This is a genomic window from Neisseria sicca, assembly GCF_017753665.1.
Taxonomy (GTDB): Bacteria; Pseudomonadota; Gammaproteobacteria; order Burkholderiales; family Neisseriaceae; genus Neisseria; species Neisseria flava.
In genome coordinates this window covers 1,338,752-1,365,748 of sequence record NZ_CP072524.1, presented here as the reverse complement: position 1 = coordinate 1,365,748, position 26,997 = coordinate 1,338,752, and the positions used below count along the sequence as shown (strand labels likewise).

General features: G+C 52.7%; 26 protein-coding genes and 1 pseudogene. 6 read left to right on the top strand and 21 right to left on the bottom strand.

Annotated elements, in window-relative coordinates:
* Positions 1 to 27: 27 nt before the first annotated feature.
* The 5 genes from J7445_RS06445 to mnmC1 all read right to left on the bottom strand — a co-directional run bounded on the left by J7445_RS06445 (position 28) and on the right by mnmC1 (position 7,782).
* Positions 28 to 2,079 carry a calcium-binding protein gene (locus J7445_RS06445; RefSeq protein ID WP_209282773.1) on the bottom strand — a complete coding sequence of 684 codons (2,052 nt, stop codon included), beginning with the start codon at positions 2,077 to 2,079 and terminating at the stop codon, positions 28 to 30.
* Positions 2,080 to 2,369: 290 nt separating this feature from the next.
* Positions 2,370 to 3,629 (bottom strand): glutamate-5-semialdehyde dehydrogenase, encoded by a 1,260-nt coding sequence (locus tag J7445_RS06440; protein ID WP_209282772.1) that lies wholly within the window; start codon positions 3,627 to 3,629, stop codon positions 2,370 to 2,372.
* Positions 3,630 to 4,111: 482 nt separating this feature from the next.
* Positions 4,112 to 5,137, bottom strand: a complete 1,026-nt coding sequence (gene waaF / locus J7445_RS06435) for a lipopolysaccharide heptosyltransferase II (RefSeq protein ID WP_209282771.1) — start codon at positions 5,135 to 5,137, stop codon at positions 4,112 to 4,114.
* Between the two features lie 95 nt (positions 5,138 to 5,232).
* Complete coding sequence (locus tag J7445_RS06430; RefSeq protein WP_244969456.1) at positions 5,233 to 5,907, bottom strand: excalibur calcium-binding domain-containing protein; 675 nt, start codon at positions 5,905 to 5,907, stop codon at positions 5,233 to 5,235.
* Positions 5,908 to 6,150: 243 nt separating this feature from the next.
* Positions 6,151 to 7,782: an FAD-dependent 5-carboxymethylaminomethyl-2-thiouridine(34) oxidoreductase MnmC1 gene (gene mnmC1, locus J7445_RS06425; RefSeq protein ID WP_209282770.1), complete on the bottom strand. Its 1,632-nt coding sequence runs from the start codon at positions 7,780 to 7,782 to the stop codon at positions 6,151 to 6,153.
* Positions 7,783 to 7,817: 35 nt separating this feature from the next.
* Between mnmC1 and J7445_RS12535 the strand changes: the two are divergent.
* Positions 7,818 to 7,943, top strand: a pseudogene (locus tag J7445_RS12535) (IS5/IS1182 family transposase); the annotation flags it as partial.
* Between the two features lie 156 nt (positions 7,944 to 8,099).
* Here J7445_RS12535 and J7445_RS06420 read toward each other — a convergent pair.
* From J7445_RS06420 to J7445_RS06395, 6 genes are all read right to left on the bottom strand, one after another.
* Complete coding sequence (locus J7445_RS06420) at positions 8,100 to 8,990, bottom strand: NAD(+) kinase (protein ID WP_039407581.1); 891 nt, start codon at positions 8,988 to 8,990, stop codon at positions 8,100 to 8,102.
* Positions 8,991 to 9,011: 21 nt separating this feature from the next.
* Positions 9,012 to 9,584, bottom strand: a complete 573-nt coding sequence (locus tag J7445_RS06415; protein WP_039407578.1) for a ubiquinone biosynthesis accessory factor UbiJ — start codon at positions 9,582 to 9,584, stop codon at positions 9,012 to 9,014.
* A 176-nt stretch (positions 9,585 to 9,760) separates the two neighbouring features.
* Positions 9,761 to 10,555 carry an SDR family oxidoreductase gene (locus J7445_RS06410; protein WP_039407577.1) on the bottom strand — a complete coding sequence of 265 codons (795 nt, stop codon included), beginning with the start codon at positions 10,553 to 10,555 and terminating at the stop codon, positions 9,761 to 9,763.
* 12 nt (positions 10,556 to 10,567) lie between these two features.
* Positions 10,568 to 11,707, bottom strand: coding sequence for a hypothetical protein (locus J7445_RS06405; RefSeq protein WP_203026682.1), 1,140 nt, complete (start codon positions 11,705 to 11,707; stop codon positions 10,568 to 10,570).
* 199 nt (positions 11,708 to 11,906) lie between these two features.
* A complete protein-coding gene (gene gloB, locus J7445_RS06400; RefSeq protein WP_209282769.1) occupies positions 11,907 to 12,656 on the bottom strand; it encodes a hydroxyacylglutathione hydrolase in 750 nt (249 codons plus the stop codon).
* A gap of 127 nt (positions 12,657 to 12,783) precedes the next feature.
* Positions 12,784 to 13,215 (bottom strand): type IV pilin protein, encoded by a 432-nt coding sequence (locus tag J7445_RS06395; protein ID WP_019270678.1) that lies wholly within the window; start codon positions 13,213 to 13,215, stop codon positions 12,784 to 12,786.
* 331 nt (positions 13,216 to 13,546) lie between these two features.
* On the opposite strand from J7445_RS06395, the gene J7445_RS06390 reads away from it, so the two are divergent.
* From J7445_RS06390 to J7445_RS06370, 5 genes are all read left to right on the top strand, one after another.
* Positions 13,547 to 14,728, top strand: a complete 1,182-nt coding sequence (locus J7445_RS06390; protein ID WP_039407568.1) for an efflux RND transporter periplasmic adaptor subunit — start codon at positions 13,547 to 13,549, stop codon at positions 14,726 to 14,728.
* A 96-nt stretch (positions 14,729 to 14,824) separates the two neighbouring features.
* On the top strand, positions 14,825 to 16,762 hold the full coding sequence (locus tag J7445_RS06385) for a MacB family efflux pump subunit (RefSeq protein ID WP_209282768.1): 1,938 nt from the start codon (positions 14,825 to 14,827) through the stop codon (positions 16,760 to 16,762).
* A gap of 247 nt (positions 16,763 to 17,009) precedes the next feature.
* Positions 17,010 to 17,684, top strand: coding sequence for a glutathione S-transferase family protein (locus J7445_RS06380; RefSeq protein WP_101810519.1), 675 nt, complete (start codon positions 17,010 to 17,012; stop codon positions 17,682 to 17,684).
* A gap of 312 nt (positions 17,685 to 17,996) precedes the next feature.
* Positions 17,997 to 18,287, top strand: a complete 291-nt coding sequence (locus tag J7445_RS06375; RefSeq protein ID WP_070656535.1) for a helix-hairpin-helix domain-containing protein — start codon at positions 17,997 to 17,999, stop codon at positions 18,285 to 18,287.
* Positions 18,288 to 18,362: 75 nt separating this feature from the next.
* A complete protein-coding gene (locus J7445_RS06370) occupies positions 18,363 to 19,745 on the top strand; it encodes a TolC family protein (protein ID WP_209282767.1) in 1,383 nt (460 codons plus the stop codon).
* 186 nt (positions 19,746 to 19,931) lie between these two features.
* On the opposite strand, the gene J7445_RS06365 is transcribed toward J7445_RS06370, so the two are convergent.
* The 10 genes from J7445_RS06365 to J7445_RS06320 form a co-directional block, all read right to left on the bottom strand.
* Positions 19,932 to 20,129: an Arm DNA-binding domain-containing protein gene (locus J7445_RS06365; protein WP_019270684.1), complete on the bottom strand. Its 198-nt coding sequence runs from the start codon at positions 20,127 to 20,129 to the stop codon at positions 19,932 to 19,934.
* Positions 20,130 to 21,220: 1,091 nt separating this feature from the next.
* Positions 21,221 to 22,957, bottom strand: a complete 1,737-nt coding sequence (locus tag J7445_RS06360; RefSeq protein WP_209282766.1) for a DUF927 domain-containing protein — start codon at positions 22,955 to 22,957, stop codon at positions 21,221 to 21,223.
* A complete protein-coding gene (locus tag J7445_RS06355) occupies positions 22,954 to 24,078 on the bottom strand; it encodes a DUF7146 domain-containing protein (protein ID WP_209282765.1) in 1,125 nt (374 codons plus the stop codon). Before J7445_RS06355 ends, J7445_RS06360 begins: the two co-directional genes overlap by 4 nt.
* Positions 24,075 to 24,260 (bottom strand): polyribonucleotide nucleotidyltransferase, encoded by a 186-nt coding sequence (locus tag J7445_RS06350; protein ID WP_209282764.1) that lies wholly within the window; start codon positions 24,258 to 24,260, stop codon positions 24,075 to 24,077. The genes J7445_RS06355 and J7445_RS06350 overlap by 4 nt, the downstream gene beginning before the upstream one ends.
* Positions 24,257 to 24,472, bottom strand: coding sequence for a PTS sugar transporter subunit IID (locus J7445_RS06345; protein ID WP_209282763.1), 216 nt, complete (start codon positions 24,470 to 24,472; stop codon positions 24,257 to 24,259). Before J7445_RS06345 ends, J7445_RS06350 begins: the two co-directional genes overlap by 4 nt.
* A gap of 136 nt (positions 24,473 to 24,608) precedes the next feature.
* A complete protein-coding gene (locus J7445_RS06340) occupies positions 24,609 to 24,860 on the bottom strand; it encodes a hypothetical protein (RefSeq protein ID WP_209282762.1) in 252 nt (83 codons plus the stop codon).
* 282 nt (positions 24,861 to 25,142) lie between these two features.
* The gene (locus J7445_RS06335) at positions 25,143 to 25,682 is read right to left on the bottom strand and encodes a terminase small subunit (protein WP_080613917.1); all 540 of its coding nucleotides are present in this window, start codon (positions 25,680 to 25,682) and stop codon (positions 25,143 to 25,145) included.
* Between the two features lie 68 nt (positions 25,683 to 25,750).
* Positions 25,751 to 26,449: a hypothetical protein gene (locus J7445_RS06330; protein WP_209282761.1), complete on the bottom strand. Its 699-nt coding sequence runs from the start codon at positions 26,447 to 26,449 to the stop codon at positions 25,751 to 25,753.
* 16 nt (positions 26,450 to 26,465) lie between these two features.
* Positions 26,466 to 26,705, bottom strand: coding sequence for a helix-turn-helix domain-containing protein (locus J7445_RS06325; protein ID WP_209282760.1), 240 nt, complete (start codon positions 26,703 to 26,705; stop codon positions 26,466 to 26,468).
* Positions 26,706 to 26,769: 64 nt separating this feature from the next.
* Positions 26,770 to 26,982 (bottom strand): helix-turn-helix transcriptional regulator, encoded by a 213-nt coding sequence (locus J7445_RS06320; RefSeq protein WP_209282759.1) that lies wholly within the window; start codon positions 26,980 to 26,982, stop codon positions 26,770 to 26,772.
* Between the last annotated feature and the right edge of the window lie 15 nt (positions 26,983 to 26,997).

Sequence of the window (26,997 nt, the reverse complement as noted above, 5' to 3'; positions counted from 1 at the left end):
TCTTCTAAAAATCTGGTTTGCCTCAGCTCAGCCGATGATATTGGAAGCGCTCAGCAAAGCCGCCTGACTGTCGTCAAATTTGGCGAACACGGTATTGCTGCTTGCACCTGCCGCTCGGTAGGCGAGGGTTTGAGATACAGAGTCGAAGACGAGGTAAGAACGGCCAGTGTCGTAATAATAAGGATTTTTGACGAACAGTTCCGACCAGCTCACATTTGCCTCGCTGCCGCTTAGCAGGGAACGCATACCGGACAGGTCAAGCTTGTCCATATAAGGGTTGAAGTCGGTAATACGGTCCATACTGCCGTCGCGGATGTCTGAGGTGGAGAAAGCGACGGTATCTTTGCCTGCACCTGTAACGATGGTATCGCTGCCCGAACCGCCTGTGAGGTAGTCGTTGCCGTCGCCGCCGTGGAGGTAATCGATCCCGTCTCCTCCATTCAGCCTGTCATCCCCGTCGCCGCCGTAGAGATAGTCGTTTCCGCTGCCGCCCGACAACAGGTCGTCTCCACTCATGCCGTAAAGGGTATCATTGCCGCCATCCCCGTTTAATTGGTTGTGGCCGCTGTTGCCGGTAATGGTATTGTCGCCGTAATTGCCGATGCCGAAAGTGTTGTTGCTGCCGGTCAGGGTCAGGTGTTCGACGTAGGTTGGGATTGTGTAGGAAACACTACTATATATCGTATCGACACCTTCTCCCCACCACTCAGTAACTGTATCTTTGACATTATCTACATGGTAGATATCATTCCCGTACCCACCAGACATGGTATCTGCACCGCTGCCTCCGTCCAAAGTATCATTGCCACTGCCACCATCAAGCAGGTCGTTACCTTCGTCGCCGCGAAGAATGTCGTCTCCGTTACCGCCGTATAGGAAATCTCTATCATCCCCTCCCATCAGCAGGTCGTTGCCTTCGTTGCCGTATAGCGTATCGCTGCCGCGTCCTCCGCTTAATCGGTTATTGCCGCTGTTTCCCGTCAGAATATTATCGGCGTTGTTGCCGAATGCGAAGGTATTGTCGTTGCCTGTTAGCGTTAGGTTTTCAACGTGGGTTGGCGCGGTATAGGTAATACTGCTGTAAATCGTGTCGATACCGCCGTTCATTTCCTCAATAACCGTATCGTTCACATTATCAACATGATAGACATCATTTCCCAAGCCGCCGGCCATAGTGTCTGCACCGCTGCCGCCGTCTAAAGTATCGTTGCCATAGCCTCCGTCGAGCAGGTCGTTGCCTGCATCGCCACGCAGGATGTCATCACCTTGTCCGCCGTAAAGTTCGTCGCGATCATCACCACCCATTAATAGGTCGTTACCTTCCATGCCATAGAGCGTGTCGCTACCTCGCCCGCCACTCAAGCGATTGTTGCCGCTGTTGCCGATAAGGCTGTTATCGGCATTGTTGCCAAAGCCGAAGATATTGTCTTTACCTTCTAAAATCAGTTTTTCAACGTGGGTTGGCGCGGTATAGGTAACACTGCTGTATATCGTATCGTAGCCTGCATCTGCGTCTTCGACGACTGTATCTTTTATATTATCTACATAGAAAGTATCGTTTCCCTTTCCTCCGAGCATGGTGTCCATACCCGTACCGCCATATAAGATATCTTCCCCGTCATCCCCAGATAGAAAATCGTTTCCGCTTCCACCATTTAGAACGTCGTTGCCACCTAGTCCGCCAAGTCGGTCATCACCATCGTCGCCCCATAGATAATCGTTGCCATTTCCGCCAAGCATCAGATCATTGCCGCCTTTGCCATATAGACGGTTGCCGTTGGAATTGCCCGATATAACATTGTCTGCATCATTGCCGATACCTAACATACTGTTGCCCTGCAACTTCAGATCTTCGACATGTTCTGGTAAGGTAAAGTCGGTGCTGCTATAGATTAGATCGCGGCCTTCGTTTTCACGCTCGATGATGGTATCGCCCGCATTTTTACTGTAGTAAGTATCGTTCCCTAAACCACCGTAGAATATGGTATGTCCCGTACTACCATATAAAGTATCATTACGGTCCGTACCGGTAATAACGACGGATTGGTTGTTTTTTAAAGAAAGCAATGTATCAGCCATAATAGTTCTCCTGTGGAAAAATGGATGGGAAGAGTGAATAATAAATTTATATCTATTTGACATTAAATAGATTTTTTCTTATATGGCATGATGTCGATTGTATCGGAGAAAACAATAATGGATAAGATATAATAATTTAAGATATTGTTTAATATGTTAATTTAAAATTAGAAATAATTAGGTGAGACATTTGGTGTGCCGATAATAGGGAAAGTAAAACTGAAAAGGTCGTCTGAAAACTGTTTTTCAGACGACATTTTGTCGTTTTATTTCTCAAGAAAGTGAAGGAATTACGACCGAACCTGCCCGTCGCCCAACACTATCCATTTCTGCGAAGTCAGCCCGTGCAGGCCGACGGGGCCGCGGACGTGGATTTTGTCGGTGGAAATGCCGATTTCCGCACCGAGGCCGTATTCGAAGCCGTCGGCGAAGCGGGTGGAGGCATTGACCATGACGCTGGCGCTGTCGACTGTGCGCAGGAAGGTGCGGGCGTCGGTGTAGGATTCGGTTACGATGCTGTCGGTGTGGTGGCTGCCGTGGGTGTTGATGTGGGCGACGGCTTCTTCGAGGCTGTCGACGATTTTGACGGAGAGGATCGGGGCGAGGTATTCGGTGTCCCAGTCTTCTTCGGAGGCCGTCTGAATGTGGGGCAGGATGGAAAGGGTACGCGGGCAGCCGCGCAGCTCGACGTCGCGGGCGGCGTATTTCTCTGCCAATACGGGCAGGATTTCGACGGCGCGGCTTTGGTGGACGAGCAGGGTTTCCATGGTGTTGCAGGTGCCGTAGCGCGAGGTTTTGGCGTTGAAGGCGATATTGACGGCTTTTTCGGCGTCGGCGGCGCGGTCGATATAGACGTGGCAGATGCCGTCGAGGTGTTTGATGACGGGCACGCGGGCTTCGGCGGCGATGCGGGAAACCAGCGATTTGCCGCCGCGCGGGATGACGACGTCGATAAACTCGGGGCTTTGCAGCATGGCGCCGACGCTTTCGCGGTCGGTGTTTTCAATCAGGCTGACGGCCGCTGCGGGCAGACCGTTTTCAACTAACGCCTGCGTAATCAGTTTAGAGAGCGCCATATTGCTGTTGAAGGCTTCGCTGCCGCCGCGCAGGACGCAGGCGTTGCCGGACTTGAGGCAGAGGGCGGCGGCATCGACGGTTACGTTGGGTCGGGATTCGTAAATGATGCCGACAACGCCCAGCGGTACGCGCATTTTGCCGATTTGCAGGCCGTTTTCGCGGGTGCGGAATTCGTCCATTTCACCGACGGGGTCGGGCAGGGCGGTAATCTGGCGCAAACCTTCGCACATGGCATCTATGGTTTTTTCGGTCAGCCGCAGGCGGTCGAGCAGTGCGTCGTTCAAACCTTTCTGCGCGGCCTGTTCCATGTCTTGGGCGTTGGCGGCGAGGATGGCGGTTTGATGGTGTTTGATGAGTTCGGCGGTGCGCAGGAGCGTGGCGTTTTTTTGCGCGGTTTCGGCGGCGGCAACAATATAGGAAGCCTGCTTGGCGGCGGACGCGGTGCGGCGGACGTAGTCTTGGATGTTTTGCATGGTATTTCTGCGGAAAAGTGGGAATGGTTTGATGATAAGGTCGTCTGAACGGGAATTCAATACAAAACAGGGTGGAGGCGGCTAACTTTCGGTTTGTTTCACGGCAGTATGGAGTTTCGGGGTCAATGGTGGAAAGGTCGTCTGAAAATTTGAAAGTGGGTTTCAGGCGGCAGTAGGTCGGGCAGTTATTCCCACTTCTGCATAGGCAGGGACGGGAGTGGATAAACACTGTATCGGGAATCGGTAGATTTCGCGGGCAAAGCCCACGCTACTTCTGTCTGAAAAGATAGGGTGAATGAAAACAAGAAGCCTCCATGCCGTCATTCCCGCGCCGGCGGGAATCCAGACCTTGATTTTTAAGAATGTTTAAAGGTTGGTACGGCTTCAAAACTCTGGATTCCCGCCGGCGCGGGAATGACGGCATGGGTATTGCCATTTTAATCTGTTTTGGAAAGCAGGTTTCAGACGGCCTTTTGCCGTATTTACTTGGATTGCGTTTGCGCCAATTCTTCCGCCGCTTTTTGAACCATGCCCGGCGTGAGTTTGTTCAGGCAGTCGGTGTGTCCCAACGGGCATTCGCGTTTGAAGCAGGGTGAGCATTCGAGGTGCAGGCTGACGATTTTGGCTTTTTGGCTCAAGGGCGGGGTGTGGTCGGGGCTGGATGAGCCGTAGGTGGCGACGAGTTTGCGGTCGAGGGCTGCGGCGAGGTGCATCAGGCCGCTGTCGTTGCAGACGACGGTGTCGGCGCAGGAAAGCAGGTCAATCGCTTCGGACAGGTTGGTTTTGCCGCAAAGGTTGGTACAGAGGTCGTCTGAAAGTCGGTTGATTTCTTCGGCGATGTCGAAATCTTTTTGCGAACCAAAGAGCCAAACCTGCCAGCCTTCCGCCAGATAGCGGCGGCCGAGTTCGGCGAAATGGCGCGCGGGCCAGCGTTTGGCGGGGCCGTATTCCGCACCCGGACAGAAGGCGAGAACGGGTTTGTCCGTGTTTAAGCCATATTTCGCAAGCGCGGCGGCGCGGCTTTCGGGGGAAATGGTGAAACGCGGGTTATCGGAATGTCCGTTGAAGTCCGCCTGTGTCGGGTGGGCGAGGGCGGTGTAGCGGTCGACCATCAGGGGCAGGGCGGCTTTGTCGAGCTTGCGGATGTCGTTGAGCAGCAGATAGCGCGATTCGCCGACGTAGCCGGTGCGCTGTTTGATGCCGGTGGCGAAGGCGATGAGGGCGGATTTGAGCGAACCGGGCAGGACGATGACTTGGTCGTAACCTTGTTTGCCCAGTTCGCGCCCGATGCGCCAGCGTTTTTTCAGTTCCAACGCGCCGTGTCCGAACGGGTTTTCGATGACGCGGCTGATTTCGGGCATACGCTCGAACACCGCCATCGACCATTTGGGCGCGAATGCGTCTATGGTGCAGCCGGGATGGAGTTCGTGCAGGCGGCGGTAAAGCGGCTGGGTCATGACGCAGTCGCCGATCCAGCTCGGGGTGATGATGAGGATTTTTTTGGACATGGTGGTAGGGTAGGTTTGTATTGCGCGATATTGTAGCCGATTTAAAAAGGTCGTCTGAAAAACATTTTCAGACGACCTTTTTGCATTGTGGGCGATTAATGCCAACGGCTGTCGTTTTCGCACGGAATACCGTCATGATCACCGTCCATTTTGGTATTTGGGCAGTTTTTGATAAAAAATTCCGCCTCTTCCAAAGAATTCATTTGAGAACAGTGCTGACGACCGTCGCATTTGAATGCAGTGGTAGTGCCAGTGGTAGCAGCGGAGCCGGTTGAGGCAGTTGAACCGTGTTTGAAAGCAGTACGCCCGCTTGCCGCGTCTTTCCATGCCTTGCGTTCGGCTTTCATCTTTTCGGCAACTTCGGACACCATTGTAACCGGTGCAGCCGCAGTTGCTTCCTGTGTCTGACGGCGGTATTTCTGCCAATAGTTCCAGCCGAACCATCCGCCTGCGGCAAAGAGGGCAATGACGGGGATGATCCACAGGAGTTTGGAAAAGGCTGCTTTAAAAGGCTCGGGCTCGGGGGCGAAAAAGTCGGCTTCACCGATGCAGTCGGAAGCGAAGCAGATGTTTTCGGCTTCGTCGCGTCCGCGTCTGCCTTTGATAATTTCAAACGATACGCGCTGGCCTTCGGCGGGCGGATGAGGCAGCGTGGTGAAGGCGGAGAGCGGGGCGAATATTTCCTTGCCCATGTTTTCTTCCCGGATGGCTCCGAACTTCCGGTTGTCGTTCCAGCGGATGATGGTTCCGTAATGACGCATTTTATCCATATAGAATAGTTGTTGTTTAGGTCGGTATTTTAAACGAAATATATAAATGAACAAGGGGAAGGGTTGATATTTATATGTAAATTTTGGGTTTTAAAGTTAAGAAAGATATTTTTGAAAACAGGTTGTTAATATTTTTATGATTTTATGGGTGCGTTGTTGGTGTCGTGCCGGGGTCGTCTGAAAACTCGTTTTCATGCTTTAGCGAACGTGCTTTATCCGCTTTCAGACGACCTGTGTGTTGCATCAAAGCAAAGGCTGCTGCCGCACGATGGCGCGGATGACGGCGCGGTTGGGGTGCAAGGCGGTACGCAGGCGTTGGGACAGCGGCTGGGGCAGACCGAGGATGTCGGCGGCGATGGCGGCAGCGCAGATAGGTGCGGTGGCGAGGCCGCGCGTGCCGTGGGCGGTGTTGATGTAGGCGTTCGGCAGGTAGGGACAGGGGACGTTGTCGAGGCGGTAGTTTTTGTCCAACGCGAGTTTGGCGTAGGTGGTCTGTATGGCGGCGATGTCGCCGAGTGCGCCGACGACGGGCAGGTGGTCGGGGCTGTCGCAGCGCAGGGCGGCGTGTCCTTGCGGCGGGGAAGAGAGGTCGTCTGAAAACGAGTAAAGAGAGTTTCGCTCAAACGAGTTTTGCTCAAACAATGATTGCGCCAATGGCGGGTTGAGTTGTTGCAGGGCGGCGCGGTTGGCGGCTTCTTCGTGCGGGTGCCAAGCATCGTCGTTGCTGTTGAGGACGAAGGTTGCGCCGTAGCAGTGTTGCCCTTGCCAGCTCGGGCTGATGTAGCTTTCGCCGGATAAGGCGCAGCGCAGGCGTGTGGAAAAACCGCTTGCCGCCGTTACGCCGGTTTGCCCGCGGATTTGGCGGAAAGGCAGGGCGGAGACGTTGGCGTCGGCGGCGTTCGGGCTGTGCGCGCCCATGCAGTAAATGATGTGGGTTGCTCTGAAGCTGCCGCGTGGCGTGTGCGCCGTCCAGTTTGCGCCGTCATATTCGGCGGAGGATAAGGGCGTGTCTTCGTGCAACGCAATCAGCGGATGATTCAGCAAGGCGCGGACGACGGCGGGCGGGTTCAGCCATACGCCCTGCGGCCAGTAGAGGCCGTCTGAAAAGACGTCTATGCCTGCGATTTGCGCCGCTTCGTCGGTGGACACGCTGCGGTAAAGGTGGGCATGATGTTGTTGCAAACCCAATGCCTGATTGCGTTTGCGTTCGGTTTCATCGAAATTGAGATGTAACACGCCGTCGCCGCCCCACGCGTCGGAATCGGGCAACAGGTCTTGCAGTAGGCGGCGGGTATAGCCGTAGCCGGCCAGCAGCAGTTCGGTCTGCTCGGTGTCGTGCGGCGAGATTTTGGCGTAGAGCAGCCCTTGGCGGTTGCCGCTGCCGCCTTGCGCCGCTTTGCCCGCTTCCAAAACGGTAACGCGCACGCCGTGTTCCGCCAGTTTGCGCGCGGTCGCAGCGCCGGCAATGCCCGCGCCGATAACCAGCGCGTGTTCGGGCGGGGTGGTAGATTGGGGTCGTCTGAACCAAGGCTTGACGGGCTTGGGCGCGGCTTGAGGTATGGTTTCGGTCTGCCATTCGATACGGTCGAAATGTTCGTACAGGCTGTCGGCGCGGTGTGACGGGACAAGCCAGATATGCACATCAGGCAACAGGTTTTCCAAAAAGTTGACACTGTCGAACTGAAGGCATTTTACGGCTTGGTCGAGGCGGGTTTTCAGACGACCTTCCAGCTCGGTCGGGACATCGGACAAAGGAAAATCGGGCATGCGGTTTTTGGTCAGGCAGGCAACCAGATGCAGAGGCGCGGGATGAGTTTCAATCACGCGGGCAAGTTCGGCGGGGGCGGGCGGGGTGTTCCAAGCGAGGATGGGCATGGCGGGGTCGTCTGAAAAAGTGGGGAAACAGATAAAGGTATCTCAGTAATTTTTATAGTGGATTAACTTTAAATCAGGACAAGGCGACGAAGCCGCAGACAGTACAGATAGTACGGCAAGGCGAGGCAACGCCGTACTGGTTTAAAGTTAATCCACTATATCGTCTTTTATCATCAATTTTTAGTGTAAATGATTGATGAATTTTGTTATTCCAGCCTGCGCGGGAATGACGGGATATGCGTATTTAGGATTTGAACGGATGGTTATTAAAGGTCGTCTGAAAACTGGGGAATCGGGTTTCAGACGACCTTTTGCGTTTATACGAGCTGTTCGCCCCAGTGCAGCTTTTGGCGCAGGGTTCGGAAGTATTGGTAGTCGGTGGGATGGAGGATGCGCAGGGGGTTGTGGTAGCGGCGGATGATGATGCGGTCGAGATTTTGTACGTCGATGAAGGATTGTCCGTCGAAATGGACGCGGGCGTCGCCGCTTTGGGTAACGAGGATTTCTATTTCGGAAGTATCGGGAATGGCGATGGGGCGGTTGGTCATGGATTGGGGGCAGATGGGCACGAGGGTGAAGGCGTGCAAGCCTGCCTGCATGATGGGGCCGCCGGCGGCAAGGGAGTAGGCGGTGGAGCCGGTGGGGGTGGAGACGATGAGGCCGTCGGAACGCTGGGTATAGACGAATTCTTGGTTGATGAAGACTTCGAACTCTATCATTTGTCCGGCACCGCCGCGCGAGAGAACGGCGTCGTTGAGGGCGAGGGCGCGGTGGAAGGTTTGTCCGTCGCGGACGAGGGCGGCTTCGATGAGGATGCGCTCTTCGGGCAGGTATTTGCCTTCGAGGACGGGCAGCAGCTCTTCGGTCATGTTTTCGCGGGGGATTTGGGTGAGGAAGCCTAAATGCCCTTGGTTGATGCCGATAACGGGTACGGCGCGGGGGGCGATTTCGCGGGCGACGGAGAGGAAGGTGCCGTCGCCGCCGAGGACGATGACGAGGTCGCAGTGTTTGCCCAAGTCGGATTTGCTGACGATGTGGCAGCCGACGGTATCTTGAACATAGATGCAGCGTTCTTCTATGCCGATTTCGTCCAGATAGACGGTGAGGCCGTGTCCCTGCAGGAAGTGGATGAGGGTGTGGGCGGTGTTTTGGATTTCGGGGGTATTGGGGCGGGTTACGATACCGATGTTGTGAAACGGGCTGTTCATAGGCATGGGGTCGTCTGAAAATTAGTCTATCCAGATGTCGCGTTCGAGCCGGTCGAGGCGTTCGTTGAGGCGGGCGACGTCGTCGCGCAGTTTGTCCACTTCTTCCATCCAGACGGACAGGGTGGCGGCGTCGATAACGGGGGATTCGGGTTCGCGGGAAAAGTCGCTGATTTGCTCGGCTATGCTTTGTCCGATTTTTTTGACGGTTTGCCCGATGTTGGCGGCGCGTTCGCTGATGCTGCCTGCGAGTGAGTCGCCGAAGATGCGGGCAAGGTCGTCTGAAGCGTAGTAGCGCAGGCTGCCGAGTATGGGCAGGACGGTCATGCCGAGCATGAGGTCGCCTTCGAGGCTGATGTCGCCGACGCCGGGTTCTTGTCCGGTCAGGATTTTGCGGATGGCGCTTTGGTGGAAGGTGATGAGGGTGTCGGCGGGTTGGTCGGCGGTTTCGAGGAAGCCGTCGTGATTGATGCGTCCGGTCAGTCCGAATCCGGCGAGGTTGAGGCTCAGGGTTTTGCCTGACAGGCGGGACAGGTCTTGTTGATGTTCCGGATTTTGCTGTATCAGGTGGTTGATAACGGGAAATAGGGCGGACATAGGGTGTTCTCGATACTTTCGGGCTTGGGGTTGTATAGTGGGTGAACTTGATTTGTGCGGCGATGTTTCGCCTTATCCTGATTTTGTCGACTCACTACGTTAAGTAAGACTGTGTTTTTTGGTTTTGGTTTTGCCGCTGCCGAAAGGTCGTCTGAAACGGTTGCGGAGCGCCAATTTTACAGGCTTAATCCGTCGGCGGAAACGGTATTTACAATTTTGCCGCCGCCGGTGCCGTCGGGCGCGAAATCGGGCGGTGGGAGACCGAGTTTGGCGGCTTCGGCGGTGTAGAAATCGCGGCGGGTCGGGTGGCGCGGTTCGACGATGTTGCGGATGCGTTTGCCGTTTGGATGGAGGGTCGTCTGAAACAGGGTTTCGACGGCGATGTCGCGGTGGACGATATTGACGGGCTGGTTGCCGCCCCGAATGTTTTGCTTTTGAACGAGGCGGCTGACGGGATGGCGTTCGGTGCAATAAAGCCCGCCCAGCCGCAGGATGTCGATATTCGGCACGCCGCTGTCGAGCAGGTATTGCTCGGCGGCGACGATTTGGCGGGCGGACTCGGTTTGCGGATCGGGTGCGGAAGTTTCGTCACATTCCCGCGCTTTATCGCCGTAAACGCTGGTGCTGCTGGTGAAAATCAGATGCTGCACATTGCACGCTCGGGCAAGTTCTGCCCATTGTTTGACGGTATCGGCGTAATGCGTCAGCGAGGATGGAGGCAAAAGGCAGAACCAAACGGGTTTGTCGGCGTGGTGCTGCCAAAAGCTTGTATCGCGGGCAAGGTTCGTGCTTTGAAACACGCTGTCTTGATTGAGGTCGAGGGTGTCGAGGTGTATGGGCAGATTAATATCGTCCGAAGTCAGGCTGCGCTTGACGGCGGCGACGCGGCTGCCGTTTTCGTAAAGTTTCTGCGCCAAAGGACGGCCGAGGTAGCCTAGGCCTAAGATAGATGCGTCGGGGGAAGTATTCATGCTGTTGATGGTTCAGATGTAGTCTTTTACGTTCGGGCTTCTGCCGAACACGGCTTCGTGCGATTGGCGGATACAGAGCCGGTTGAACATGACGCGTTGGGTTTGGTCGCCGTCGATAATCTTCACTTTGCCTTGCAGTTTCGGCGCGTCATGATGGAAAGTATTTTTAAAATCGTGCCAGCGTGCGGCTTGCAGGTGGACGACGGCAAACATATCGTGGGAAATATTGACGCCGATGCTGATGAGTTCGGACGATGCCTGAAGGCAGAAACCGCTGTCGCCGAAGAGGCACAGCCCTGTATCGTCGGGATAGCGGAACAGCTCGATTTTCACGGCTTGAGGTTCGGCAAAAACGGCGCAGAACAACCGCTCAAACAGCGACGGTTGTGAAACGCCTTCGCTCAACATGCCATACAGCCCTGAGAGCCAGTTGACATAGCCGAGAAAGGAAAAATGGAAATCCTGCATGATGGATTCGATGCGTTTCGGGTCGCGGCGGCTGATGAGGCTGACGAACTCGAATCCCGCTTCGGGGAGCCGTGAACGCAGGACTTGAAGCAGGCGGTAGGCAAACGGGTTTTGATGGTTGCGGGGATTGCGCAAAATGCCGAGGAATTTGAGCCGCAGCACGCGCCACAGCGCATCGGGGACTTTGACTGAATCGGTCTGATTCAAACACGTTCTGCTCGTTTTAGCGAAACTCGCTTCGCTCGTTTTCAGACGACATCCGGGCAGCGTGCGCAGGTGTTCGCAGGCATCTTCGTAGCCGCTTTCGTGGCGGTTAAACCAGCTTTCGAGGTTGTATTGGTTGCCGGTGTTTTCAACGAAAGTCAGCGTGTAGAGGTTTTTTGCCGCCAGATTGCCGATGATGTTGACGCTTGCCACTTCGGGCGGGGCGGCCGGTTTGGCGGCGTGTTTGCGTTTTTTCCTTTCATCATGCGGCTGATGGGGATGAGTGCCAAACAAGGATAGGGGTAGCCGGTAAACATTTTGGTTTTGCGGACTGACTTGGGGATTGTGCGCATGCTGCCGTTGTTCAGTTTGGGCGATATAGTGGTGTTCCTTGGTCGGATTCGCCGTCAAAAGCGCATAGGGCTTACTGCTGCCTTCGGGGAGCGGCTGGTCGCCTAGGATGAAAACTTGTCGGGTCATGGCTTGGGAAAGGTCGTCTGAATGTGCCGATTATAGTTTATCGGGGCAAAGATGTTCAAAATCCCTGCAATAGAGTGGAACGCAGGTTTTATGGCCGATTGAAATAAAAGGGCTGTCATTCCCGTCTGTGTTTATACAGCGACGGGATAAGGGATCAATTGCTTTGGTTTGAATTGGCTGGATTGAGTTTTCAGACGACCTAAAACCGGTTTTTCAATTCCCGCAGCGCCGCGAACACTTCCAAACCGTTGTTCAATCGCTTCCCTGCCAATTCCTCAACCCGTTCGCGGACTTGGGGCAAATCGACCCGTAAAAACGGATTGATTTTGCGTTCATGCGCAAGGGTTACGGGCAGGGTCGGCGTATGTTCCGCCGCGCGTAAAGCCGCTTGAATATCGGGATTCTCCGGTTCGATAAATTCGGCGAAACGCAGGTTGGCGGCGGTGTATTCATGCGCAGGATAAAATAGCGTGTCTTTGGGCAACTGATTGAATCTTTGGAAACTGTCGTACAACTCTTCTATCGTTCCCGTAAACACCCTGCCGCAGCCGGCAGAGAATAATGTGTCGCCGCAGAAAACGTGTAAACCTTCGGCGTTTTCCAAAAGATAGCTGACGTGGCGGTCGGTATGGCCGGGCGTCGCCCACACGGTAACCAGCCCGTCGCCGAAGGGAAACTGCGTACCCGCCGTAACCGTATGCGTTGCCAAGTCAATATCCGCCTCGCCGTACACGGGCGATTCCATAAAACCGTTTTTAAGGGATTGAACTCCGCCGATATGGTCGTGATGCAGATGGGTAATCCACGTTTGCGCCAGCATCAGGCGGTTGCGGACGAGGAATACCAAAACCGGCGTGGCATCGGACGGATCGATGCAGGCGGCGTGATTGCCGTCTTGAATCATCCAGATGTAGTTGTCGTTCAGGGCTTTGACAGGGGTGATGTTCATAATGTGGTTTCCTCACTTGGAAATAGCGGATTTTAGCTGATGATGAAAAGGTCGTCTGAAAATCTTGAACAAGTTTTTCAGACGACCTTTTTTATGAACGGATAAAAATAGCGGCAGAGGGTTCGGATTATTTTTGATCTATGTGTTCATATCCGGGGCAATCTGCATTGCTTGCCCAAAAGATACCGTCGCTGTCGAGATAGACGGAGCAGGCCTCTTTGCTTTTGTATCCGTCATTCGGCTTGGCTTCGAGCAGGAAGCCCGAGGCGGACGGATTCTCTTTCCCTTTTTGGGTGTTTTGATAGTTGAAAAACTGGATGGTGAAGTATTCGTTTTGAACCAGGTCTGTTGCCGGGAACTTCTCAAACGTACGGTTTTGCGCGTAGAAGCGTTCGAGATTATGGGCATTGATCATGAGCTCGGAACGGACGTTCTCCAAACGGCTTTTACGGATAAAGCGTTCGTAGGACGGATAGGCAAGGGTGGCAAGGATGGCGAGGATGACGATGACGATGAGCAGCTCGACAAGCGTGAAGCCTTTTTGTAATGTGTTTTTCATGATATGTCGTAATTTTTATTGTATGGGCGGGAATTCAGACTGTAATTATAGTTCTTTTCTCCCATTTTGAATGTTTGGATAAATTTCAGGATTGGGAAAATATGTAAATGCGTTGCAATATCTTGGAAATGGTTTTTTATAAAATGATTATAAAACAATTTATTATGATTTTATTTGATTTGCCGTTGACTTGGCTGGAGTAAAGGCTTGCAGTAAAATCTGCCCGTTTTCAGCGTTTTCGGCGCGTTTTCGGCGGATAAGTGTTGGGATTATGCGACATGAGTCGGATGCCGGATTGAACAGATGAAATGGATGAATCAGAAAGTCAGTTATGGCAAAAATCATTAATAAATGGACGGTTGGAATAACGGTTGCTGCGGTGCTTGGGTTTGCTGCGTGGTCTTATTTCCAGCCCGAACCTCAAACTTCTTACATCACGGAAACGGTCAAACGCGGCGACATCAGCCAGACGGTATCCGCTACGGGCGAGATTTCGCCGTCGAATCTGGTGTCGGTGGGCGCGCAGGCTTCGGGGCAGATTAAGAAGCTGTACGTCAAGCTCGGACAGCAGGTTAAAAAGGGCGATTTGATTGCGGAAATCAATTCGACCACTCAGGTGAACACGCTGAATACGGAAAAATCCAAGCTGGAAACGTATCAGGCGAAGTTGGTTTCTGCCGAAATTGCGCTGAACAGCGCGGAGAAGAAATACAAGCGCGAGGCGGCTTTGTGGAAGGAAAACGCGACGTCCAAAGAGGATTTGGAAAGCGCGAAGGATGCGCTGGCCGCGGCTAAGGCAAACGTTGCCGAGCTGAAGGCTTCCATCAAGCAAACCAAAATTTCCATTAATACCGCCGAATCGGAATTGGGCTATACCCGCATTACCGCGACGATGGACGGTACGGTGGTGGCGATTCCGGTGGAAGAAGGACAGACGGTGAACGCGGTACAGTCCACGCCGACGATTATCCAGTTGGCGAATCTGGATACGATGTTGAACAAAATGCAGATTGCCGAAGGCGATATTACCAAGGTCAAAGCGGGGCAGGATATTTCGTTTACGATTCTGTCCGAACCGGATACGCCGATTAAGGCGAAGCTTGACAGCGTCGACCCGGGCTTGACCACGATGTCGCTGGGCAGCTACACCACCAGCACGGACACGACTTCCAATGCGATTTACTACTACGCCCGCGCTTTGGTGCCTAACCCCGACGGCAAACTTTCCATCGGTATGACCACGCAGAATACGATTGAAATCAACAGCGTGAAAAACGTTTTGCTCGTGCCGACGCTGACGATTAAAAAACACGACGGCAAATCGTTTGTCAGCGTTTTGGGCGCGGACGGTAAAGCTTCGGAACGCGAGATTACGGTCGGTCTGAAAGACAGTATGAATACCGAAGTGAAAAGCGGTTTGAAAGAAGGTGACAAGGTAGTGATGTCGGAAATGAGCGCGGCGGAGCAGGCTGAAGCGGCACAACGCGCCATGCAGGGCGGTCCGCCGAGATAAATAGGCAATAGGTCGTCTGAAAGTTTTGTTTGTTAGCAAAACTCCCCTTTCAGACGACCTTTCCACTCCATACATCATTATCGGTCGGAAACACTTATGAGCTTAATCGAATGTAAAAACATCAACCGCTACTTCGGCAGCGGCGCGAACCGCGTTCATGTTTTGAAAGATGTCAGCCTGTCGATAGAGAAGGGCGATTTCGTCGCCATCATCGGGCAGTCCGGTTCGGGCAAATCCACGCTGATGAACATCCTCGGCTGCTTGGATAGCGCGACTTCGGGTTCGTATCAAATCGACGGCATCGAAACCGCCAAAATGGAGCCGGACGAGCTGGCGGCATTGCGGCGCGAACGCTTCGGCTTTATTTTCCAACGCTACAACTTGTTAGGCTCGCTGACGGCGCGGGATAACGTCGCCCTGCCTGCCGTGTATATGGGCATGGGCGGCAAAGAGCGTTCTAATCGTGCGGAAAAATTGTTGCATGATTTGGGTTTGGAAGGTAAAGAAGGCAACAGACCCAGCGAACTTTCCGGCGGTCAGCAGCAGCGCGTCTCCATCGCCCGCGCCCTGATGAACGGCGGCGAAATCATCTTCGCTGACGAACCGACCGGCGCGCTCGATACCGCCAGCGGCAAAAACGTCATCGAAATCATCCAAAAGCTGCATAAAGAAGGGCATACCGTGATTATGGTGACGCACGATCCCGGTATCGCCGCCATCGCCAACCGCATCATCGAAATCCGCGACGGCGAAATCATCTCCGACAGTTCAAAAAATCCCGAAATCCCTGAAAGCAAAATCGAACGCATCAAAGAAAAATCTTCGTGGCTGTTTTATTACGACCAATTCGTTGAAGCCTTCAAAATGTCGGTGCAGGCGATTATGGCGCACAAAATGCGTTCGCTCCTGACCATGCTCGGCATCATCATCGGCATTGCCTCGGTCGTGTCCGTCGTCGCTTTGGGCAACGGTTCTGAGAAGAAAATCCTCTCCGACATCAGCGCGATGGGGACGAACACCATCAGCATCTTCCCCGGACGCGGTTTCGGCGACAGGCGCAGCGGCAGGATTAAAACCCTCACCATTGACGACGCTAAAGTCATCGCCAAGCAAAGCTACGTCGCTTCCGCCACGCCGCAGACGACCTCCGGCGGCACGCTGACCTACCGCAACACCGACCTGACCGCCTCGCTGTACGGCGTGGGCGAACAATATTTCGACGTGCGCGGGCTGAAGCTGGAATCAGGTCGCCTGTTTGACGAGGGCGATGTGAAAGAAGACGCGCAAGTCGTCGTGATTGACCAAAACACCAAAGAAAAACTCTTCGGCACGGATGTCGATCCGTTGGGCAAGACCGTACTCTTCAACAAACGCCCGCTGACCGTCATCGGTGTGATGCAAAAAGAAGAAAACTCTTTTGGCAATTCCGATGTATTGATGCTTTGGTCGCCCTATACGACCGTGATGCACCAAATTACCGGCGAGAGCCACACCAACTCGATTACCGTCAAAATCAAAGACGACGCCAACACCCAAGTCGCCGAAAAAGGACTGACCGAGCTGCTCAAAACGCGGCACGGTACGGAAGACTTTTTCATGAACAACAGCGACAGCATCAAGCAAATGGTTGAAACCACTACCGGCACGATGAAACTGCTGATTTCCTCCATCGCCCTGATTTCATTGGTGGTCGGCGGTATCGGCGTGATGAACATCATGCTGGTGTCCGTAACCGAGCGCACCAAAGAAATCGGCGTGCGTATGGCGATCGGCGCGCGGCGCAACAACATCCTGCAACAATTCCTGATCGAAGCGGTCTTAATCTGTATCATCGGCGGCTTGGTCGGAGTAGGGCTGTCCACGCTCATCAGCCTTGTGTTCAACCATTTCGTCACCGAATTTCCGATGGAAATTTCCATCGGCTCCGTCATCGGCGCGGTTGTCTGCTCGACAGCTATCGGCGTGGCGTTCGGTTTTATGCCCGCCAACAAAGCCTCCAAACTCAACCCGATTGACGCCTTGTCTAAGGATTAAAGTTTCAGACGACCTCCAAACCCCAAAGGTCGTCTGAAAATCCCGTTTGGATATTGTCATCACAATGAATATATAGTGGATTAACAAAAATCAGGACAAGGCGACGAAGCCATAGACAGTACAGATAGTACGGAACCGATTCACTTGGTGCTTCAGCACCTTAGAGAATCGTTCTCTTTGAGCTAAAGCGAGGCAACGCCGTACTGGTTTAAAGTTAATCCACTATACACACACCGAGGAAAACCTAATGATTACCCTACATGTATTGGCACAGTCCCGCGCCCTGCGCATCGTCTGGCTGCTCGAACTCATCGGCGCACCGTATCAAATCAAAACCTACGCGCGTCATCTCGAAACCCTGCTTGCGCCCGACGAACTCAAAGCCGTACACCCGCTGGGCAAGTCCCCCGTCATCGACGACGACGGATTCATACTCAACGAAAGCGGCGCGATTACCGACTACCTGATTCAAACCTACGGCGGCGGACGCTTCATGCCCGAACGCGGCAGCCAAGATTACTGGCATTACCAACGCTGGCTGCACTATGCCGAAGGTTCGCTGATGCCCTTGCTTTTGCTCGGGCTGGTGTTCCGCAAAATAGAAAACGCCCCCATACCGTTTTTCATTAAACCCGTCGCACGCAAAATCAGCGGCAACGTCAAAAACGGCTTTATCGAGCCGCAAGCCGCCCTGCATCTAGCCTATGTCGAAAACGAATTAAACGGCAAAGACTGGCTGGTCAGTAACCAACTCAGCGGCGCCGACATCATGATGAGTTACCCGCTGCAAGCCGCCGCCGACCGCTTCGGATTGGCGGACTATCCCAACATCCGCGCCTATTTGCAGCGCATCGAAAACGACCCCGCCTATCAAACGGCGGTAGAGAAAGCAGGCGGCCCGCTGCTGCGTTTGGATAAATAAGGTCGTCTGAAAACAGCAAAAGTCGGGTCTGGCTGCCCGACGAGATACCGAATACACAGTTCACACAATACATTGCGAAAACAGACCGAAGATCGTCCGAACCCACAACATATAGTGGATTAACTAAATCAGGACAAGGCGAAGAAGCCATGGACAGTACAGATAGTACGGAACCGATTCACTTGGTGCTTCAGCACCTTAGAGAATCGTTCTCTTTGAGCTAAGGCGAGGCAGCGCCGTACTGGTTTAAATTTAATCCACTATACATCCGCTTTCAGGTTTTCAGACGACCTCCAAACCAAAGGCTAAAACATGAACCCCGACAAAGTACGACGAAGCAAGCTGAACACGCTGACCGACCTGCCCAATGTCGGCAAAGCCGTGGCGGAGGATTTGGCTTTGCTCGGCATCACGCAGCCGCAGGATTTGGCGGGGCAGGACGCTTACGAAATGTACGACCGCCTGTGCAGCCTGACCGCAACCCGACACGATCCCTGCATGATCGACATTTTTCTGTCGCTGGTCGATTTTATGCAGGGGAACGAACCGAAGCCGTGGTGGCATTTCACGGAACAGCGAAAAGCGTTTTTAGCCGATAAATAAACGCAGCCAATGAGATTGTTCAGACGACCTCGCTACTTTTCAGGTCGTCTGAAACCTTAACCCGAAAGATACGATATGCAGAAAAAACCTTTTTTTCAGAAGGCATTATCCCTGTCGCTCGCCCTTGCCTTAAGCGCGTGCGCCGTCCACAGCGCCGACCAAAACCTCACACTAGAATCGACAGGGCAGGTGATGAGCGCGGCGGAGGCCGCCGAACGCTACGATGTGAACGGCAACTGGTGGGAAATCTACCAAAGCCCGCAGCTCAACGCCCTGATGGCGCAGGCTTTGGAAAACAATATCGATTTGAAACAGGCTGCCATCAGCGTCAATAAAGCCCTGTATCAGGCGAATATTTTGGGGGCGGATTTGGTGCCGTCGTTCAGTGGCTCGGTGGGCGCGTCCACATCCAAAAATCTGAAAACCGGCAGCCACGGCAACACCTTCAGCAGCCAGCTCGGCTTGAGCTACGAATTGGATTTGTGGCGCAAACTCAGTGCCACCGCCGACGCGCAAGTGTGGGAATACCAAGCCACGCGGCAGGATATGGCGAACACGCGCCTGACTTTGATTAACAATGTCGCCGACGCCTATTTCAACATCGCCTATCTCAACGAAGCCATTGAATTGGCGCAAAAATCCCTCAAGCAATATCAGGAAATCAACCGCATTGCCGAAGCCAAGTTCCGCTACGGCAGAGCCGATTCCAGCCAGCCGACGCAGGCGAAACAATCACTCTTGAGCGCGCAAAACAACCTGATTTCCCTGAAAAACAGCCTCGACACGCAAAAACAGGTGTTACGCAACCTGCTCAACCTCAAACCGAACGAAGCCATCGCCGCCGCCCCCGCGCAATACCGCCTGCCGTCCGTCAAAGGCGTGAACCTCGACGTACCGATTACCGTGTTGGCGAACCGCCCCGACCTGCGCGCCGCCGAATACCGCCTGCAATCCTCGCTCCAATCCGTCGAAGCGCAAAAACGCAGTTGGTATCCCTCGATTACCTTGGGCGCAAGCTTGAGCACGTCGTCTGAAAAAGCCAAAAGCACGTTTAATATCCCGCTCTTGGGCGGCTCCGCCACCATCAACCTGCCGTTCCTCAACTGGCAGACCATGAAGTGGAAAGACAAAACCACCCAAGCCAATTTCGACAGCGCCAAACTCGACTTTGAAAAAGCTCTGACTACCGCGCTGAACGAAGTCAACACCAACTACCTCGCCTACCAAAACGCCCAAGCCGCGCTTAACAACCAAGAGCAGCGTTACGCCTTGGACAAGAAAAACAGCCGCTACTACCAAGTGCGCTACCAACACGGCAAAAACGAGCTGAAATACTGGCTGGAAGCGTTGAGTACAGAATACGGCTCCGCCCAAAACGTATTGAACCAGCGGTACGAAACGCTGAAATACGAAAACATGGTGTATAAAGCGATGGCGGGACGTTATACGCCGAAGTAGGAATGAGCAATTTAAAAATGCCTCCTGAAAAATCAGACGGCATTTTTAATTTTGTTAATCAAATTAATCGAAGATGATGTAGCCGGTTCTTTATTTAACTGACCTGATGTACAAGAAATACCTACCTTAAAACCCTGACAAATGGCTAAGTAAGGCGGATTTAAGTATTGGTTCTTTCTGATTGTTCTACACGCCACAAAGAACAGCAGTCTCAGTGCTTTTAGTCAGTGTTTTCTTTTTGCCGTCTATACGGTATTTCAGGCGGAAAACTTTCCCGCCTGCTGGGGTAACTTCAAGATATAAGCCGCCGCCGTCAAACATCTTGGTCTTTTTCCCTGTTTCGGCGGGCTTGGCGTTTTTGATTTGTCGGTCATTCAGCGGCATAGTGGGGGTATTTTCAGATACCCCGAATCATCCCCCCTGATTTTGGTTGATTCAATTAGATTAAATTAGACGGCGTTATGTAGCCCAAAAGAAAACAATGGAATATAAAGAAGTCTGAAACCCTTGCATTTACAAGGATTGGTTAATGGCATTAGACGGGATTAAACGAAAAAAAACGCTTAGAATTTCTAAGCGTTTTTGTATGTTGGGCGACGGAGAGTCTTGAATTGAATAGATAATATATTGTTTTTATTTAATTAAATTTTTAATAGATTGCAAAATACCGTAAAAAATACCGTAAATTTGTCAAAGTCAAAATTTTTCAGGGGTGTTTTGTGGTATTTCTGCCAAGCTGTGAAATATGGTCGGATTGTAACACCAGCAATCACGCGCCGTCTTGTGGGCTGGTGTTTGCCCTATTCTTCCAGCCGTCCGATATTGCCTTTCGGGTGGCTTTTGTTTGTATCGACTCTGTCGGTCATGCGCCCACACAAAAAAGCGTATATACACAAAAAAACGCAAAAATCGTTTGTTACCTTGTTACCAATGGCTGAAAGCCTTACCAGTCATGGATTTCGTGGTAGCAAAACACATATCTTTACCTTGTTACCGTTTGTTACCGCCCCTGTTTTTTAAGAGTAACCATCTGAATATAAAGGGGTAACAAAAGGTAACAAATCGGTAACAAGTAAATTTATGTTCATTTGTTACCGTTTTTTCTTTATTTTTATATTGATATTCATATAGTTATAAATGTTAAGTTTTGTGGTAACAAAGGTAACAAGTGATTTTGTTTCGCGCATAGGGTTTTATTTACGCGCGCGTATTGGTCTTGAAATTATTTATCCCTCGTCTATCTTTGTCGGTCATAGCGGAAACAGGGCGTAATTGCGCTATAAGCGCGTTTTGCCGTTTGGGTATGGATTGGTATTAGGTAGGGGCTGAATAGCCCTAATTCGAGAAAATTAGGGGCTTGCCATCGGTTTTATGGCGGATTGAATGGGTTGTCTGAAGTAATGGGCGCAAAAAAGCCCGCCTGTATCGATCATGGCGGGCTTGGTGGGCGTTTTAAATTAACCCCATGCAAACGGTCAGTCGTCCAGTTCCATATCGGGGGTCAGCACATAAAACCAGCCGCTACCTTTGCGCTGGTGTTGGTAGCCTTTGTTTTTATGGTTGTATTTCAGCAATCCCACATCTAACAACACGCGGCATACTTTCTGTTCATCGAAACTTTGGGCGATTTCATCGGCAAAGACGCGGCGGATTACCCACAATTCCAATTTCTCCCCCTCCTGTTTCCGATAGCCTGCATGGTCTTTATTGGTGCTTTTATCGCTCCAATCCGTAAACCTCATACCTAACGCGTATAGGTCGATAAAGTCCTCTGCCTGCTCAATGATTCGGCGGTCTTCGTGTTTCCCCGCCCCGTTGGTTTCCAGCCATTCATCAAAGCATTTTTTCACGCCTGCCATGCCTACGCCTGCGGCTAAGCCGGTAACTGGGGCGGCAAGCTCCAAAGCGGCGGCGGCAAGGGCAAAGCGTTTTGCCACTCTTCGCGCCTGCCCTGACAATTCGGGGACGGTCTCCATAAATGCGGTCATGCGCTCGTTTGCCTGCTGTTTGGCTTGTTCTAGGTCGTCTGAAAGCCGTCGGATGAAAGCCCTGCCTGCTGCCCCGTGATATTGTTCGGCGGATTGGGCGATATGTTCGCTCAATAATGCGCCGCTCTCGAAGCCGTGCAAGGTATCGTAAATACCGTATCGGGCGGCGGCTCTGATACTGGGCAGACGGGCGGCTTGCCCGGCGTTCCAATCGCCTTTGTGGTGTTTCAGGATGGAATCGGGGGTCTTTTCGCCTGTCGAGAACATCATCACTTTCCAGCGGCTCAAGGCGCGGTTGCCGCCCTGTTTTGCGCCCTGTACTTTGTTGATTCCGTTCATGACGCTGTAAACGGTGTCGCCGATAACGTGCGGGCTTGCCTGCCCGATTTCGTCCAACACCAGCAAGCCGTCATTGCGCGCGGCGGCGGTATTGGAAAAGCCTATTTTTGTGCCGCTCCAAGACAACAGGCTGCCCGATGGTCTGCCCCATACGCTCAAGGCTGCTTTGGCGGCGGTGGTCTTGCCGTCAGATGAATCGCCCGTCAGATGGAAACCGCCCGATTCTTCGCTCAACAGGGACAGCAAGGGGGCGGCAAAGGACGCGCCCAATGCCAGGCAAAGGCGGCTGTTTCCCGCTGCGTATCGGGCGATATTTTGCTGCCAGTCGCCAAGCTCTCCGTTTGGTCGGTATGCCGCCGCTTGGCTGGTGTCGCCGTTGTAGATGACGGCGGGGGTTTTGCCGTCTGCCGTGATGGTTTCGCCGCTGGGCATGATGTAGGTGTCGCCGTGCCAGCCCGCGCGGTCGGTAATGGTAAAGGCGGTACGGCTGCCCTGTGTCTGCAAATAATCTGCTAGTCTTTCCCTTTTTGCCCGCCCGCTCATGACGGTTAAGCCGTAACCCTGCAAACGCTGCCAGCCCTGAACCGTGCCGATTTCCGCTTGTGGGATGGCGGCAGTCTTGGTTTGGCGTGTGATTTTGTCCTGCCAGCGGATAACGCGGTAATACGCGCCGTCGTTGTCCTGCCCCGTGCCGATGATGTCGATAGGATCGGAAAGCAATAGCGGCTCTGCTTCAACGGCTTCACCGTCTTTGCCTGTCCTGACGTTTATCCACCATACGCCCCGATGGTCGGTATCGAAGCGGGGGCGCGGGCGGTATGGTTCGATGTCGTCGATGTTGTAGTCTTCAATGGTTTTAGCGTCTATAATTGCGTTTGTTTTCATGGTGTATCACCTCTGTTTTGTTGGATAGGGTCGTCTGATTGGGCTTCAGACGACCTTTTTGCTTCTTTCAGTTCGTCCAATGCGTCATAGCCCAGTGTGTCGCTCTGCCATATGCGCGCCTTGATGCCCTGCTTGATGGCTCGGACTGCCAAATCATGCGCGGCTTTGAAACCTACGGGGCGCGGCGTGTCGTTATCGGCAATAATCACGATTTCCTTTAGGTCGTCTGAAAGTCGGTATTTCGCCATGCTGTTTGCGCTCAAAGCGGCGGATAAGCCCCAGTCATGGGCTTGGAACAGTTCGCGGGCGGCAAGGGCGGTTTCTATCCCCTCTGCGATAACAAGTCGTCCGTTTTCAGGGATGGGGAACAAGTGAACCGCCATGCCTGAAATGCTGCCCTGTTTGCGGCTTTGCATTTTCTTGGCGGGCAGGGCTTCGCCCGTTTCGGGGTGTTTGGTTGCCAGCTTTTGATAATGCGGGGCGTGTTGTCCGTCCTCTCCGTATGGCGTGTCATAGGTCGTCTGAAAATAGGTCATGTGCAAGCCTTGAAGCTCTCCGTCCGTATCGCGGATGGCGCAAACCATACAGGGGAAACGACCGATAAAAAGCGGCGCATTTTCGCCCCTAGTCCAATAATCCGCCCCTTTCAAAAAACGGATGTTTTCAGGTAATTGCGCCATGTCCAAACCGCGTGATTTCAAATACTGCACGGCAGGGGAATCGGCGGTTATCGGCTCTGCCCCGTTCCACAATGCGGCAAATTTGCCGATATGGTCTTTTTCGGGGCGTGGCTGCGTCTGCGGGCGCGTGGGCGGTATGGGTAAGGGGTTTGCCCCGCCCATGTTCAAAACGCCCGCTACGGCGCGCAATGCTTCGTCAAAACCGCAATTCAGATAGTGCATTACCAAGCCGAAACCGTCGCCCGCGCCATTGTTGTAATGGCTGCAAATGAATGTGCCGTTACCGTCCTTGTCGTCATACCGGAAACGGTCTTTACCGCCACACGCAGGGCAAGGCTGGTGTTTGTTTTTCAGGTATCGCGGGTCTATGCCGATGGCGGCGTGGATTTCCTGCCAGCGGTATTGCGCGGCGGCTTTGATGTCTTGATAGGTCGGTTTCATTGTTCTGCCTCCCCATATCTGCCCATCGCTTCACGCGCTATGGCTGCTACGGTATTAATCGCGGCTTTTCGGCTTGCTCCGTCGTTCACAATCAGCAAGACGGCGGTCAAAACGTCCACCGCTGCGATTGCCTTCTCTTTGCTGTTTAGCTGGTTTGCCAGCTTCTCCGTGATGGTCTTCATTGCCGCGTCTCCCCTGTTACAGGTTCTAAAACCACCCCCGCCGTCGGGTCGGTCTCCCATATGGTCGGTGTTGTCTGTATTGCCTGCTCCGTGTTTGCATGGGCAGGCTGGTTACAGGCTCGGACTACCAAAGCCAAAAGCAACACCCCAAACACCAGCAAAGCGCGGTTGAAATAGCGGCGGAAACAGTCGTTTTTGTCAGTCGGTTTCATGGTTTCATGTCCTCCATGCCCCAGCGCACCAAAAATATCAAATATCGAAAAATCAAATACTTATGAAAACACTAGGGCGAAGTTTGCCCTATACCGTCCAAAACGGGCGGCATAAAGGCGGGTGTTTTTCAGGGATTTAGTGGATTTGTTCGGCTGTCGTTACGCTGTAAGCTGCCCATGCTTTTAGGTCGTCTGAAAGCGAAGCAATAAACGACCGGCAGGCGGCAACGGCGGCGGCGTGTGATGGATAGATGCCCAAACGGCGGGCGGTACATGAATGAACGTCAATATCGGCTAAATACGCGGTCGGTTCGTGGACGACGGCGCAAAAGCCTTGTTTTACTTGAGATTGAATGTCTTGGATTTGGATAGAATTTAAAGATTGCATTTGAAATGCTCCTAACTGTTTGAGATTTGAGAAGCCCAAATAGGGGGCGGTGCTCTCTCCTGCAGTTAGTCAGGCGTGGACGTTACCGTTACCACACACCGCCATAACTCGTGATAGGTCGTCTGAAATGCTAACGTTTGATAACATTGCAAACGCCCGTAAAAGAATTTTGGCGATAAAAAATCAGCGTTACCCTGCTGATTTGGGCTAACTGTATTTGAGAGAGAACCTAAATTCTGATTCTCAAGGCTCGATTTGTCAAATGATTTTTGCATCAAGCGGCTAAAATTTTTTATCCACGATGATCATGGTTATTACATACCCGATGCGCTCTGTATCTTCTCCAACGGTTCCGATGATGTCTTCAAGCGTGATTTCACTGTACGGCTTATTGAAAAAAGACTTTATGACTTGCTGCACTTCATCGTCCGTTAACGGCGGAGTGTACTCTTCCTGTTTCGTGCTGATTTCCGCTTCTGCCTTGATTTCCGCCTTATCCACCAGCAAGCCCAGCATTTTTGCCTTGCCCATCGTTGCCGATACCGCCGCGCTGCTCTGTGGGGTAGGGGCTGACAGTGCGGCCGCCCGCGCCTGCTCCAATTCGCTCAACAGGTCGTCCACCGTTACCGCGTGTCGTTGCCGTGCCTCTGCCTTGAGGTCATCTACCATCGCGGAAATATCGGGGTCTTGAAGCAGCTTATAGGCTTCATTCGTTACCGTTTCGGGCTTCATGTTGTCAGCGTTGTAGGCTTGCCGATATGCTTCGCTTGCATTGCCCGTTTCCACATACAGACGGGCAAACTGTTCTTGTTTCGGGGTCATGTCCTTAATCCTTTTAGAACGCCGCCCAATAGCGATTTTTCAGCCTTTGGGCGGTTGTTTGAGTGTTGCTATTTCAAATTGTCCAAAGCCGCTTCTTTTTCTTTCTCCACGTCTTCCAAGATGTCGAAAATAGCGTTTTCTTCCCCGCCTGTGCCGTCCATCATGTTGAAGAAGCCGGGTAAACGTAGATCAATGATCCGATTTGGCAGGGATTGCCCATAGGACGGGCAATCAACCCGCAAACCGTTTTCAAGTAGATTCGCTCTCATCTCAGCGGAGGCTTTACCGATTCCTACCAATTTCGCGGCGGCTTTGATATAGGCGCGCGCGGCTTCTATATACTCGGGCAAGTGGGTTTCTTCTATGTCGATGATAAACATCTCATAACGGGAAACAGCCAGTAAATTGCGAAGCTCTGAAATGCGGTTCAGATGTTGAAGGCGTTCATTAAAAAGGCTTTCCAACAATTCTTTTTGCGCTTCCAGCATATCGGCGGCGCGGTCTGCTTCTTCGCGTTTGGCGGTAATCTCTGAATCAAGCCCTTTGGCTTCTTCGCTGTTTGTGGGTTTGCCCATTTTCAACAGGTTGGCAAATATGCCTTTGCGTCTGTTTCGTAGCCCCGCAAATTCATTGATAACCGCCTGCGCTTCTGTAACGCCAGCTTCTGCCGCTTCAATTTGGGCGGTCAGTTCGCTGCATTTGTCTTCTGCTTCTTTCAGTAACTTTTGACGGGTCTCAAAAGTTGTCTTTGTATATTCGATATTCATAGTTAAAGCTCCTGATTTAATTGATTAATACGAACCGCCCGCGTTTCACGGTTTCCCCGAATTGGTTTGTTACTTCTTCCATCACGGTAACGATGTCATGCCCCGCCCTGCGAAGCTCCATGATGCGCGTGTTGTAGCCTAATATGCCCATTTGGGTAAGCTCCCATGATGTAACGCTGCCCTGTTTCAATCGGGATAAAACGCGCTCTCTTTGACTTGGCATTTTTGCCTTGCCGTTGGTAAAATAATCGCTCATGCTTAATAATCCTTTCCGCCGTCTGAATGTCCTTTCAGGCGGCATTTGTTTTGCGCCTGATAAATCAAATCGCCTGCTCTTCGCGTTTGGCTGCCAATTTGCCGATATAGTCGTCAATCTCGCTCGCAAGCCAGCCCGTCGCATTTGCGGAAAGTTTGATAGGCTTAGGAAAATCAGGGCGGAAATGGCGGCTCTTAGGGTTTGCCCAATTCCAAATAGTCGCTCGTGAAACACCCATAACGCGGGCGGTATCGTTTACTCTTAATACAGTATTCATATGCTTTGCCTTTCT

Bases quoted from the DNA above. Each gene is read 5' to 3' on its own strand.
- J7445_RS06445 (WP_209282773.1), bottom strand. From the start codon at position 2,079: ATGGCTGATACATTGCTTTCTTTAAAAAACAACCAATCCGTCGTTATT.
- J7445_RS06440 (WP_209282772.1), bottom strand. From the start codon at position 3,629: ATGCAAAACATCCAAGACTACGTCCGCCGCACCGCGTCCGCCGCCAAG.
- waaF (WP_209282771.1), bottom strand. From the start codon at position 5,137: ATGTCCAAAAAAATCCTCATCATCACCCCGAGCTGGATCGGCGACTGC.
- J7445_RS06430 (WP_244969456.1), bottom strand. From the start codon at position 5,907: ATGGATAAAATGCGTCATTACGGAACCATCATCCGCTGGAACGACAAC.
- mnmC1 (WP_209282770.1), bottom strand. From the start codon at position 7,782: ATGCCCATCCTCGCTTGGAACACCCCGCCCGCCCCCGCCGAACTTGCC.
- J7445_RS06420 (WP_039407581.1), bottom strand. From the start codon at position 8,990: ATGAACAGCCCGTTTCACAACATCGGTATCGTAACCCGCCCCAATACC.
- J7445_RS06415 (WP_039407578.1), bottom strand. From the start codon at position 9,584: ATGTCCGCCCTATTTCCCGTTATCAACCACCTGATACAGCAAAATCCG.
- J7445_RS06410 (WP_039407577.1), bottom strand. From the start codon at position 10,555: ATGAATACTTCCCCCGACGCATCTATCTTAGGCCTAGGCTACCTCGGC.
- J7445_RS06405 (WP_203026682.1), bottom strand. From the start codon at position 11,707: ATGACCCGACAAGTTTTCATCCTAGGCGACCAGCCGCTCCCCGAAGGC.
- gloB (WP_209282769.1), bottom strand. From the start codon at position 12,656: ATGAACATCACCCCTGTCAAAGCCCTGAACGACAACTACATCTGGATG.
- J7445_RS06395 (WP_019270678.1), bottom strand. From the start codon at position 13,215: ATGAAAAACACATTACAAAAAGGCTTCACGCTTGTCGAGCTGCTCATC.
- J7445_RS06390 (WP_039407568.1), top strand. From the start codon at position 13,547: ATGGCAAAAATCATTAATAAATGGACGGTTGGAATAACGGTTGCTGCG.
- J7445_RS06385 (WP_209282768.1), top strand. From the start codon at position 14,825: ATGAGCTTAATCGAATGTAAAAACATCAACCGCTACTTCGGCAGCGGC.
- J7445_RS06380 (WP_101810519.1), top strand. From the start codon at position 17,010: ATGATTACCCTACATGTATTGGCACAGTCCCGCGCCCTGCGCATCGTC.
- J7445_RS06375 (WP_070656535.1), top strand. From the start codon at position 17,997: ATGAACCCCGACAAAGTACGACGAAGCAAGCTGAACACGCTGACCGAC.
- J7445_RS06370 (WP_209282767.1), top strand. From the start codon at position 18,363: ATGCAGAAAAAACCTTTTTTTCAGAAGGCATTATCCCTGTCGCTCGCC.
- J7445_RS06365 (WP_019270684.1), bottom strand. From the start codon at position 20,129: ATGCCGCTGAATGACCGACAAATCAAAAACGCCAAGCCCGCCGAAACA.
- J7445_RS06360 (WP_209282766.1), bottom strand. From the start codon at position 22,957: ATGAAAACAAACGCAATTATAGACGCTAAAACCATTGAAGACTACAAC.
- J7445_RS06355 (WP_209282765.1), bottom strand. From the start codon at position 24,078: ATGAAACCGACCTATCAAGACATCAAAGCCGCCGCGCAATACCGCTGG.
- J7445_RS06350 (WP_209282764.1), bottom strand. From the start codon at position 24,260: ATGAAGACCATCACGGAGAAGCTGGCAAACCAGCTAAACAGCAAAGAG.
- J7445_RS06345 (WP_209282763.1), bottom strand. From the start codon at position 24,472: ATGAAACCGACTGACAAAAACGACTGTTTCCGCCGCTATTTCAACCGC.
- J7445_RS06340 (WP_209282762.1), bottom strand. From the start codon at position 24,860: ATGCAATCTTTAAATTCTATCCAAATCCAAGACATTCAATCTCAAGTA.
- J7445_RS06335 (WP_080613917.1), bottom strand. From the start codon at position 25,682: ATGACCCCGAAACAAGAACAGTTTGCCCGTCTGTATGTGGAAACGGGC.
- J7445_RS06330 (WP_209282761.1), bottom strand. From the start codon at position 26,449: ATGAATATCGAATATACAAAGACAACTTTTGAGACCCGTCAAAAGTTA.
- J7445_RS06325 (WP_209282760.1), bottom strand. From the start codon at position 26,705: ATGAGCGATTATTTTACCAACGGCAAGGCAAAAATGCCAAGTCAAAGA.
- J7445_RS06320 (WP_209282759.1), bottom strand. From the start codon at position 26,982: ATGAATACTGTATTAAGAGTAAACGATACCGCCCGCGTTATGGGTGTT.